The 9,884-nt window shown below is 39.3% G+C and carries 14 protein-coding genes; 10 read left to right on the top strand and 4 right to left on the bottom strand.

The window, feature by feature from the left end; translation table 11 throughout:
* Together M901_RS07100 and pgsA are read right to left on the bottom strand one after the other, a co-directional pair.
* A partial coding sequence (locus M901_RS07100; RefSeq protein WP_021277496.1) for an ACT domain-containing protein occupies positions 1-640 on the bottom strand: 640 nt, incomplete at its 3' end.
* Between the two features lie 12 nt (positions 641-652).
* Positions 653-1,324 (bottom strand): CDP-diacylglycerol--glycerol-3-phosphate 3-phosphatidyltransferase, encoded by a 672-nt coding sequence (gene pgsA, locus M901_RS07095; protein WP_021277497.1) that lies wholly within the window; start codon positions 1,322-1,324, stop codon positions 653-655.
* Between the two features lie 105 nt (positions 1,325-1,429).
* Here pgsA and M901_RS07090 point away from each other — a divergent pair, with 105 nt between their 5' ends.
* The 7 genes from M901_RS07090 (at position 1,430) to M901_RS07060 (ending at position 7,021) form a co-directional block, all read left to right on the top strand.
* Positions 1,430-2,080, top strand: coding sequence for a PilZ domain-containing protein (locus tag M901_RS07090; protein ID WP_021277494.1), 651 nt, complete (start codon positions 1,430-1,432; stop codon positions 2,078-2,080).
* 173 nt (positions 2,081-2,253) lie between these two features.
* Positions 2,254-3,207: a class II fructose-bisphosphatase gene (gene glpX / locus M901_RS07085; protein WP_021277504.1), complete on the top strand. Its 954-nt coding sequence runs from the start codon at positions 2,254-2,256 to the stop codon at positions 3,205-3,207.
* A gap of 26 nt (positions 3,208-3,233) precedes the next feature.
* Entirely contained in the window at positions 3,234-3,665 is a 432-nt protein-coding gene (locus M901_RS07080) for a type II toxin-antitoxin system RatA family toxin (RefSeq protein WP_021277501.1), read from the top strand.
* Positions 3,666-3,677: 12 nt separating this feature from the next.
* A complete protein-coding gene (locus M901_RS07075) occupies positions 3,678-3,989 on the top strand; it encodes a hypothetical protein (protein ID WP_021277500.1) in 312 nt (103 codons plus the stop codon).
* An 8-nt stretch (positions 3,990-3,997) separates the two neighbouring features.
* Positions 3,998-4,672 (top strand): YggS family pyridoxal phosphate-dependent enzyme, encoded by a 675-nt coding sequence (locus M901_RS07070; RefSeq protein WP_021277495.1) that lies wholly within the window; start codon positions 3,998-4,000, stop codon positions 4,670-4,672.
* 190 nt (positions 4,673-4,862) lie between these two features.
* Positions 4,863-5,807, top strand: a complete 945-nt coding sequence (locus tag M901_RS07065; RefSeq protein ID WP_021277505.1) for an isopenicillin N synthase family oxygenase — start codon at positions 4,863-4,865, stop codon at positions 5,805-5,807.
* Between the two features lie 179 nt (positions 5,808-5,986).
* Positions 5,987-7,021 (top strand): trypsin-like serine protease, encoded by a 1,035-nt coding sequence (locus M901_RS07060; protein WP_021277502.1) that lies wholly within the window; start codon positions 5,987-5,989, stop codon positions 7,019-7,021.
* Between the two features lie 48 nt (positions 7,022-7,069).
* On the opposite strand, the gene M901_RS07055 is transcribed toward M901_RS07060, so the two are convergent.
* Positions 7,070-7,954, bottom strand: coding sequence for a M48 family metalloprotease (locus M901_RS07055; RefSeq protein ID WP_157679897.1), 885 nt, complete (start codon positions 7,952-7,954; stop codon positions 7,070-7,072).
* A 154-nt stretch (positions 7,955-8,108) separates the two neighbouring features.
* Between M901_RS07055 and M901_RS07050 the strand changes: the two genes are divergently transcribed.
* The 3 genes from M901_RS07050 to M901_RS07040 are packed head-to-tail and all read left to right on the top strand — an operon-like array spanning position 8,109 to position 9,353.
* Positions 8,109-8,420 (top strand): YqfO family protein, encoded by a 312-nt coding sequence (locus M901_RS07050; RefSeq protein ID WP_021277506.1) that lies wholly within the window; start codon positions 8,109-8,111, stop codon positions 8,418-8,420.
* Between the two features lie 14 nt (positions 8,421-8,434).
* Positions 8,435-8,791, top strand: a complete 357-nt coding sequence (locus M901_RS07045) for a 4a-hydroxytetrahydrobiopterin dehydratase (RefSeq protein ID WP_021277507.1) — start codon at positions 8,435-8,437, stop codon at positions 8,789-8,791.
* Positions 8,781-9,353, top strand: a complete 573-nt coding sequence (locus M901_RS07040; RefSeq protein ID WP_021277503.1) for an Hsp20/alpha crystallin family protein — start codon at positions 8,781-8,783, stop codon at positions 9,351-9,353. The genes M901_RS07045 and M901_RS07040 overlap by 11 nt, the downstream gene beginning before the upstream one ends.
* A 167-nt stretch (positions 9,354-9,520) precedes the next feature.
* On the opposite strand, the gene M901_RS16380 is transcribed toward M901_RS07040, so the two are convergent.
* Positions 9,521-9,884: response regulator (locus M901_RS16380; protein ID WP_021277498.1), on the bottom strand; the 364-nt coding region annotated here is incomplete at its 5' end.

Here is a 9,884-nt window from a genome sequence, read left to right as displayed (position 1 = left end):
CTCCATGTGCCTTGGCCAGTTCATCAATAACCTCGGCCTGAATAAGAGTTGAGTCCATATCAAAAACAATGAGCCTCTTAGATCTTCTAAAGACATTATCTTTTAAAAAGGCCACATCAACTTTATGATTATTAGATACTTTAAGTAGTTCTTGTTTTAAAAGGGCCTGATCGAGTTTCTTTGGAACTGTTGTTAGAATCTCAAGTGAAGTGAATTCTTCTGGTGAGACCTTATCAATTCTTTGAATATTCACATCGTGCTTAGCAAGTGTTGATGAGATATCGTGGATAAAATTTGAGTTGATTCTATCTGGTGCAACACAGTTGAGAATGAATTTCTCGGCCGCCATATCAATGGCACTCTTGTGCTCGTCACCATTAACGATCTTATAATCTAGGCTCATTCCCATCTTATAGGCCTCAAAGAGCAGATCTTTAATCACGTGGGAGTTTGCATCGTGGCCTTCGCTGATTTCCAGTACAAAACTGAGAGAGAGAAGTCCATGGGTTACGGACTGGCCAATATCTTTAATGATTGTATTGTCAGCGCTGACAATTTTCATGAGGCGACTTGTAATCCCGGGATGGTCTGCACCAGAGACGGTGATGAGTATATTTTTTCCGTGAAATTCTTCAGGCATAAAAATCCTTTTTTATGAGTTAGATTTCGCTAACTTCTTTTGTGCACGTGCGGCCTTAACTTTTTGGTAGAGACCAAATGTATAAATTCCGGCCGAGTAAACACTGAAGAAGAAGGCCAGGTAAATAAAGATTGAACCCATTAGTGGAAAAGGGATTCCCCATGGTTTATCCCATGCCATTAGCATTGGAATGGCCACCATTTGAAAAGCTGTCTTCCATTTTCCAAGTTGGTTAACGGGAACATGAATTCCTCTTTGTGAGGCCAGGAGTCTCAATGCTGTCATATACATCTCTCTAAGAACTAGAGCGATAACAATGAGAACAGGTATTCTATTTAATTCTTGGAGAAGAATAAGAGATGAGACAACTAGAAATTTATCCGCAATAGGATCGAGGAAAGAGCCAAAGACTGTGACGATACCACGTTTTCTGGCAATATAGCCGTCAAAGAAATCTGTGATCGAGGCGGCCACAAAAGTCCAACCTGCAATATACCCGAGAGTTTTAACCGGAATTCCTACCCATGCATTTTGAAACTTGCAAAAGAATAGGGACATTATAATTATTGGAATGAGAAAGATCCTGAATAAAGTCAACCTATTTGGTAGGTTATCGATCTGCCATTCATCGCTCTGTTGTGTTTCCATACACTCCTCTTTATTGGCCATAACCAAGGGTAACATACTGCTTTTTTGGTAGTCCACCACAGAGTTGCTCATTTTTTCCCATACTAAAAAATTGCGGGGTGGGTTAAAATTAGGTCATTAATTATCATAAAAGGATTTGTAATGGAGAGACATCTTAATCTTATTAAAACTGGACACCAAGAAGTGGAAAAGAGGGTATTTCCTCGCTTCCCATTTAGCTATCTTGTCTTTAGAGAAGAAGGTGAGGGTGGAAAGAGTTATGAGGTAAAGGATATCTCTTATAGCGGAATGCAAGTTTCACTTAAAGATGGAGAGTGTTCTTATAAAGAGGGCGATTCTCTTAAGGGTGAGATCCACTGGTACTCTCAACGTGTTCAGATTGTAGGTACAGTTAGACGTGTTGAGTCGAGTAATGTTGGGGTTGAATTTAGCGGTGATTTGATTGAAAAAGAAATGAAGAACTTTCTTTCGGTTGAAAATATCGCAAAGAGCATGAGACCAATTCATGAGTATAAAGACCAGATGGAGATTCCTGCGAATCTAGCCTATTGGCTGCGTTGTGATGGTCCTTTTGAGTTATTTGTATGGCAGCACAACGATCATGAAATAAGTAAAATTCAAGTTATTATGATGCATAACTATGTCGAGTGGAATGACGGTGTTGGTTTAAGCTCTGGAAAGATTCTCTCTGTGAAAAACCATGACACACCACTTTCAAATGAGGAAGAGTTTGAATTTCTCATTGATGATCAATTAGATGTGGAAAAGTTAGAGTTCTGTAGAGAATTGTGACTAGCGTTGATGAAGAGTTATTACCATCTTCGGCCCTTGAATTTATCAATAGAAAACTTGGCGTTTCATAACGCGAGTTGTCCACGATTTATCCTAGCACCTTTGTAAAAACAATCATATAATCCCAACTAATAGTAATTATTAGTTGGGAATTTTTATATAAAGGAAGAGAAATGAACAGAAACCTTGCCTTAGAATTTGTACGTGTAACTGAGATGGCCGCTATCGCGAGTGCGAGACTTATGGGTCGTGGAGATGAAAAAGCCGCTGACCAAGCAGCTGTTGATGCTATGAGAACAATGCTTGATTCAGTAGAGTGTGATGCCACAGTCGTTATTGGAGAAGGTGAGCGTGATGAAGCACCAATGCTCTATATTGGAGAGAAAGTTGGTTCAGGAAACGGACCAAAGCTTGAGATTGCTCTTGATCCTCTAGAGGGAACAACAGTTTGTGCAACAGGTGGTTACAATTCAATTTCTGTTATGGCCATCGCTGAGAAGGGTCAACTTCTCAATGCGCCAGATACATATATGCAAAAAATCGCAGTAGGTCCTGAAGGTAAGGGACTCATCGATATTGACGATACTCCTCTTGAAAACCTTAAGAGACTTGCTGAAGCTAAGAAGTGTCGTATTCAAGATTTAACGGCAGTTGTTCTTGATAGACCAAGACACAAAGAACTCATTGATCAAATCCGTGATGCTGGAGCGAGAATCCAACTTATTGGTGACGGTGACGTAGCGGCTTCAATTGCTTGCTGCCAGCCAGATTCTGGTGTTGATATTCTCTTTGGAACAGGTGGAGCACCTGAGGGTGTTATCTCTGCAGCAGCACTAAGATGTATTGGTGGAGACTTTCAAGGAAGACTTAAGCCAAGAAATGATGAAGAAGTTGAAAGGGCCCTTAAAATGGGTGTTGAAGATATTAATAAAGTTTTTACAATTGAAGAATTGGCCTCAGGTCACGTTATGTTCTGTGCAACAGGTGTGACAACAGGAAACTTCTTACAAGGTGTTCAGTTCAAGCCATGGGGTGCGGTAACTCACTCTGTTGTTATGAGAAGTCAGTCGGGAACAATCAGAAAGATTACGGCAGAACACCACTTTGATACAAAGCCAAGATACTAGGAAACTAGTTTTAGAAAGGAGTCTAAATGGCAAAAGCAACACGTACTGAAGTATTTGATGCCCCAATTGAGAATGTCTACCAAGTGATCGTCGACTATGCCTCTTACCCTGACTTTATGGTCGGTGTTGATAGTGTTGAGGTTGAAGACTTCTCTGATAAGGGTGCGAAAGTTACATATAATATCAATATGATTAAGAAGCTTACTTACACTCTTGATCTTAAGCACGATAAGCCGAAGAAAGTTTCATGGTCTTTTGACCACGGTGATCTTTTCAAAGTTAATGAGGGCTCTTGGGAGTTAAATGATCTAGGTGATGGAACAACTGAAGTCACTTATAATATCGAACTCGATATTAAAGGTTTCTTCCCAGGCGCAGGTACAGTAACGAAGAAACTTACTGAAACACAACTTCCGTCGATGATGAAAAGTGTTTGTGAAAGAGCAAAGAATCTTTAAGAAGGATTGAATATGTCAGAAGATAAGAAAGACTCTGGTTTAGGTGATGTGATTAAGAAGGTTGTCTCAATTGGTGTTGGGGCCGCTTTTATGACTGAGGAATCAGTTAAGAATATCCTTGGAGATCTTCCTCTTCCAAAGGACATTGTAAATGGACTTCTACAAAATGCTAAGAATTCTAAAGAAGAGTTTATTACTTCTATGAAAGAAGAGGTTGGTAACCACCTTTCAAAAGTTGATCCTAAGAAACTCTTAGAAGAAGTTCTTCAAGAATATGATGTCGAAGTGAATGCAAAATTCTCTTTTAAGAAGAAAGAAGAATAGTCATCTCGATGTCAATTTCAGAAAACCTCAATCAGGTTCTCAAACAAATTCAAGAAAATAAAACTGTCGATACGGTCACTCTTGTGGCCGTGTCGAAATACTCTGAATACGATGCCATCGCACAGGCTTATCAAGCAGGCCAAAGTCACTTTGGGGAGAATCGCATTGACTCCTTGATGCCAAAGGCCCTTCAAGCAAAGGAGCTTGAGCATGATATTAAGTGGCACTTCATTGGAAATATTCAGAGTAATAAGATTCGAGAAATCGCGAGTGTTCCAAATCTCTTTGCTATTCACTCCATTGATTCTCTAAAGCATCTCAAAAAGTTCTATCAAGAAATCCAACACCCAGTGAAATTCTTCCTGCAGATCAATACATCTGATGAAGAGGAGAAGGGGGGAATTAAATCTGAGGCCGAGTTACAAGACTTTCTCGATTTGATTGCCCAGAATAAAAACTCGCCACTAGAGTTTGCTGGTCTTATGACAATGGGAAAGCTGCGGGCCGAAAATAAAGAGGCCGCGGCAATTGAATGCTTTTCTAAATTAAGCTCCCTAAGAAATCAGTTAGAAAAAAGCTTAGACCTCACACTTTCTCTTTCAATGGGCATGAGCTCTGACTATATTCACGCTTTAAAAGCTGGTGCCGATTACCTAAGAGTTGGTTCAACAATCTTCAAATAACTCCTATTGAAACCTTCTTTCTTATCTAATATTTAGATAGATAGGATATGATTTTTAAAAGGCGAGCCTCTAACTTGTTGAAATTCATGAGAAAATTCAGGTATTAGATAGAGTTAATATAATTTATGAGTTTGACTTAATCTCAATATTTGTTAGTGTAGCTACAACTTGAAATTCACAGGGGTGAGATATGAATGAAACATTAAGAAAAGTTCCAGAGATTAGTTTACTAAGTTACGTTAATGGTGACTCAGCAGATCAGATTAAATTCGTTGATCAACTTATGTTTGGTCTTAAAGAATATGGTTTCATTATCCTCAACGACCACACTGTAGAGCAGGCCAAGGTTGATGAGGCCTATGATATGGTAAAAGAATTCTTTTCTCTTCCAATTGAAACAAAGAGAAACTACGCTGGTGTTATGGGTGGTCAAAGAGGTTACACTCCATTTGGAATGGAGCACGCCAAAGGTAATCCAAACCCAGACCTTAAGGAGTTTTGGCACGTAGGGCGTACTCTTAGCGCTGATTCTCAATACCAAGGTGTTTATCCTGATAATGTATGGCCAAGTGAAGTTCCTAATTTTGAAAAGGCATTTAGAGAGCTCTACGATTCAATGGATCAGACAGCAGGCGTTCTTTTAGAGGCGATTGGAAAAGGACTTGATCTTCCTCAGAACTTCTTTGCAGATATGATTCATGATGGAAATTCAATCCTAAGAACAATTCATTATCCGCCAACTAAGGGACAAGATACACAGAATTCAATTAGGGCCGCAGCTCACGAAGATATTAACCTTATTACAATGCTAGTTGGAGCTACTGCTTCAGGTCTTCAACTTTTAGATAGAGATGGGACATGGCTTGATGTTAACTCTAGGCCTGGACAACTGGTTGTTGACTCTGGTGATATGATGTCAAGATTAACGAATGACGTTCTTCCTGCGACAACTCACAGGGTAATCAATCCAGACAATGATGGTACAGAGAGATACTCGATGCCATTCTTTGTTCACCCTCACTCAAATGCTTCACTTGCTTGTCTTCCTTCATGTGTTGGGGAAGGGAAGAAGTATGAAGATATCACTGCTGGTGAATTCCTCAATCAAAGATTAAGAGAAATCGGGCTCTTATAATAAATACACAACAAATCACAACGAATTGCTTATTTAAGTGAGAGAGGGAGGTCATTGGGCCTCCTTTTTTTCGTGTTTCTAGAGACTTGGAGCTGAAAAATCTACAGGAAATCCCCCCTTTTTAGCGCTGAAATCAGTTTTAGTGCTATGAAGTGAGAAGTTTAATTGAAGGGGAATTTATGAAGAAGCTCAGCACTATTTTTGCTCTCTCGCTGATATCACTATCGGCCATGGGGTCATTGGGGAATTTGGTCTCAAACCAAGAGATCCCTGTCACGGCGTGCCTTGCTGAGTTTAGTAGTGGAGACGAAGTTTACCACTGCTCAGGTGCTATGGTTGATGCTACGACATTTAAGACTGCTGCTCACTGCTTGAAAGAAGCGACAGAAATTGAAGTTCGTTGTCAATCAGGCTTTAGCTCTCAAGTTATCAAAGAAATAGGGCATGAGAAATTCTCTAAGAAAGCGATAAAGAGAGATCTCTATCAAAGAAGATATGACCATGCTTTTCTAAAGCTTGAAAAGCCCTTTGAGGGAGCTGTTCAACCTCTTCTTATGCAAGAGAAGATCATAGAGGGTTTATTAAAGGAATCAAGAGAATGCGCCTTCTTTGGAGTGGGTCTTAATCCTTGGTATCAAGGAACGGGAAAACTTCACGGAGTGAGAACTGATACTCAAAAAATTAACTTAGAGAATGGCCTACTCATCGTGAATGATCCCTTTGGTGCCGTCACTATGATTGGTGATTCAGGGGCCTCATTCTTTTGTCGAAATGAGTCCATGGCATGGGTTAATATTGGAACTGTATCTGCTCATAGTTGGGATAATGAAACGATTGTGGCCCTTAATTCCATCATGCTCGAAGATAAGAGATTTGTTGTTGATGCTCGTGAGGTTGTGAAGAAGAATAACTCCGCTCCTTTGGCCGAATTAACATCGGTGGAAGTTTCTAAAACTTATCGTGTCCTTCCATTTTCAAGTTATACAAGTGATGAAAGTGGTGAGGAGTTTAATAGCGTTGATCGTCTTCATGCAAGATTTATTGTTGAGAAGGTAGAAGGAGAGTTTGCCACTGGTAGGCTTGAGCACTATGGGCCGGCAAAGTACTATCTCTGTTTTGATGGGATCTCTTGTGAAGAAAAACTTGAAAATATCAGGATTCATCGCTCGAGGCTTGTCGAGAATTACAACCTTCCTAAATTTCTCAGTTTATAAAAAAAAAAGGAGGACAATGCCTCCCTCGTATTTTCTATCTCTAATTAATTATGAGTTAGATGGCTTGTACCAACACTTTGGTCTTACACCGTCAACATAGTTGTCGACTCTGTTACAAGTACCGATTAGAGCATCGTCTTGGTCAACATCTGTGTTGTGATCAACATCACATAGTGCACCTTGGAAGTAAGTATCAAGTCTACACTGTGGAGCTGGGTGATTGTGGTTTGTTGAAGAAACAACATTTGAATCTGGAGTCGTAAACTTCAGCTCTTGAGAAAGGTTTCTAAGAGATCTGAATAGGTTAGCAAGTGAAAGACCTGCCATTGACCCTCTTTGACACATTGTGATGTCTTCAGCATTTGTAAAGTTAGCGTTACACTTCTTAGTTACGTGTGCTGGGATATCCATGTTAGCAACGATAGTTGCATTGTCTTCGTTTTCCATCATTTTTCTTAGACACTTAGATGTACCGAAGTAGTCAGCTTGACCTTCGTTTGATGCCCAAGAAGATCCCCACCAGCTGCTCTTCTTTGGAGCTCCACCAATGTGGTGTCCGATTTCGTGACATACTACTGTTGCGAAACCATCTTCTGTAATTGTTTCGTGACGTGCAAGTCCACCAAACATAGCTACGTGCCATGTACTTCCAGATTGTCTTGCATAAGCGTTAACTGTTCCGTCATCCCACTTTCTTTCGATAACAAGATTTGCACCCATCTCTTTGATGATTGGCTTGTAAACCTTTTCTACTTTATCGATAACTCTGTTGAATTGATCTTCTGTTAATCCACCTGCTGACTTCGCACCAACTGGGATGTACATAGAGTTTTCCTCTACGATTCCAGTAATACCGTCAATGTCACATGAGATTGCATTTGTCGTCAGCATTGTTAATGCTAGCGCTAGAAATCCGTTTCTCACTTTACTCATCATATTCCTCCTTGAAGAGCTTGCGCATATTTTTGAATTCTAATCCTTAATTCGCCTTTTAATAATTGTTGAAAAAAAATCGTCAGGTGTCCACTATGTTAGTGTAAAGTTAAGAAAATGTTAGAAAATTGTAAAAATCTCATTTGGAGTAAATATGAAGAAAATCGTCTTCTTTGTCCCTAAAAATGATGCTGAAAACGTCAAGAATGCTGTATTTAAGGCAGGTGCGGGCACTATTGGCAACTACGATAACTGCTGTTTTGAGATGGAGGGAATCGGCCAGTTTAGACCCTTAGATGGGGCAAATCCTTACATTGGAAGTCAGAATAAAGTTGAAAAAGTTGTGGAGCTTCGCGTTGAAACTATCTGTCCAGATGGTAAAATAGAAGAAGTATTAAAGGCCTTACGTCTGGCCCATCCTTATGAGGAGCCAGCTATTGATGTCTATGAACTTTTAAACTTCTAAAAACGGAGGATTTGATGAGCGAAGAAACTCTATTAAGTCAAAAAAGATGTATCCCTTGTGAAGGGGGAGTCCCTGCACTTGAAGATAGTTTAAAAGATAAATATAAGAATCAAATTGATTCAAGATGGACCTTTACCAACGAGAGAAAGAGGCTATCTCTGGAGCTTACATGTGAGAAGTTTGCGCAACCAATGGCCGTGGCCAACGAGATCGCTCTTTTGGCCGATGAGCAGTGGCATCACCCTGATCTCTATATTTCCTTTGGAAAATTGCGAATTGATTTGTGGACACACAAGATAGATAATTTAGTTGAAAGTGATTTTATCTTTGCTGCAAAAATTGATGAGGTAATCAAACGTCATGAACTATAAATCTCTCTGCTTTTCTCTTTTTCTGAGTTTCAGCTCGCTTTGTGTTAGTGCGCAAACCGCAGATCTCGATCAGCAATTCCAAGACATCATGAATCGTCAAAGAGACTTAATCAATTCGATGTTAAAAGATGAGGAAGAATTCAATCAAAGAGTTGAAAAACTTATGGAGAAGCTTCGCAAACAAGGAGCATTTGGAAACCTCAATCATCAACTCTTTAAGTATGGCCATACTTATATTAAGACCAACTGGGTACAAACTAAGGAGCATAAGAAATTAATCATTGCTCTAAATCCTAATAAGGATAAAGTTAATATTGATATTAAAGATGGTGTGCTCACAATTAAAGGTGAGAAAGTTATTGAAAATAAGTTTCTAGGCCAAAAAGATAGCTATTCAGTTAGTAAGCAACAGTTTCAACAGTCCATTCAATTGCCTGGGGATATTATTGAATCTTCCGCTAAGTTTGGAGTGGAGCAGGAGAAAATTGTTGTGACTTTCAAAAAACTTGCGCAAAAGCGTGTTCCATTAAAGAAAATTAAAGCACGAGATGTTAAAATTTAAAACTGCTGTACAGAAGTGGGGTTGGATAGCTTGGCTTTTAATTTAAAAACAATGTCTTACTTACTGAGTTCTTCAGCAGTTGAGCAAATTGTTTTGATTCAGTAGTGATTTCATGGAGGTGAGTGTAGTTCACCCCCATTATAGAGGAGCAGTTTTTGCTGTTTCTGTTAGGCCGCGCGAGTCTTTCCTTTTTTCATCTCTTTTAATATTTCAGTGAGTTTACCCACAAACTTTTTAGCATTAAAAGGTTTCGCAAGGACATACTTGATATCAAAGTCAGAAGCTATTTGAACATTCTCGTGATTAAAACCTCCTGAGATAAGTAGAATCTCAGGATCAACTTCTTGATTGTCACGAATATGTTTTATCACCCCAAGACCATCAAGCTTTGGCATATTGATATCAACAACAATAAGATCAAATTTTTGATTGTCTAATTTTCGACAGGCATCGACACCATCAGTTGCCTGAACTATTGACTTGAATAGTCCTGACTCTGCAAGAATCATGTGTAATGAATCTACAATCATT

Origin of the sequence: Bacteriovorax sp. DB6_IX (assembly GCF_000447775.1) — a bacterium.
GTDB lineage: Bacteria > Bdellovibrionota > Bacteriovoracia > Bacteriovoracales > Bacteriovoracaceae > Halobacteriovorax_A.
The sequence above is the reverse complement of the archived record's forward strand: the minus strand, read 5'-3'. Positions and strand labels throughout refer to the sequence as shown.

Bases quoted from the DNA above. Each gene is read 5' to 3' on its own strand.
- glpX (WP_021277504.1), top strand. From the start codon at position 2,254: ATGAACAGAAACCTTGCCTTAGAATTTGTACGTGTAACTGAGATGGCC.
- pgsA (WP_021277497.1), bottom strand. From the start codon at position 1,324: ATGTTACCCTTGGTTATGGCCAATAAAGAGGAGTGTATGGAAACACAA.
- M901_RS07070 (WP_021277495.1), top strand. From the start codon at position 3,998: ATGTCAATTTCAGAAAACCTCAATCAGGTTCTCAAACAAATTCAAGAA.
- M901_RS07040 (WP_021277503.1), top strand. From the start codon at position 8,781: ATGAACTATAAATCTCTCTGCTTTTCTCTTTTTCTGAGTTTCAGCTCG.
- M901_RS07090 (WP_021277494.1), top strand. From the start codon at position 1,430: ATGGAGAGACATCTTAATCTTATTAAAACTGGACACCAAGAAGTGGAA.
- M901_RS07055 (WP_157679897.1), bottom strand. From the start codon at position 7,954: ATGAGTAAAGTGAGAAACGGATTTCTAGCGCTAGCATTAACAATGCTG.
- M901_RS07045 (WP_021277507.1), top strand. From the start codon at position 8,435: ATGAGCGAAGAAACTCTATTAAGTCAAAAAAGATGTATCCCTTGTGAA.
- M901_RS07080 (WP_021277501.1), top strand. From the start codon at position 3,234: ATGGCAAAAGCAACACGTACTGAAGTATTTGATGCCCCAATTGAGAAT.
- M901_RS07065 (WP_021277505.1), top strand. From the start codon at position 4,863: ATGAATGAAACATTAAGAAAAGTTCCAGAGATTAGTTTACTAAGTTAC.
- M901_RS07075 (WP_021277500.1), top strand. From the start codon at position 3,678: ATGTCAGAAGATAAGAAAGACTCTGGTTTAGGTGATGTGATTAAGAAG.
- M901_RS07060 (WP_021277502.1), top strand. From the start codon at position 5,987: ATGAAGAAGCTCAGCACTATTTTTGCTCTCTCGCTGATATCACTATCG.
- M901_RS07050 (WP_021277506.1), top strand. From the start codon at position 8,109: ATGAAGAAAATCGTCTTCTTTGTCCCTAAAAATGATGCTGAAAACGTC.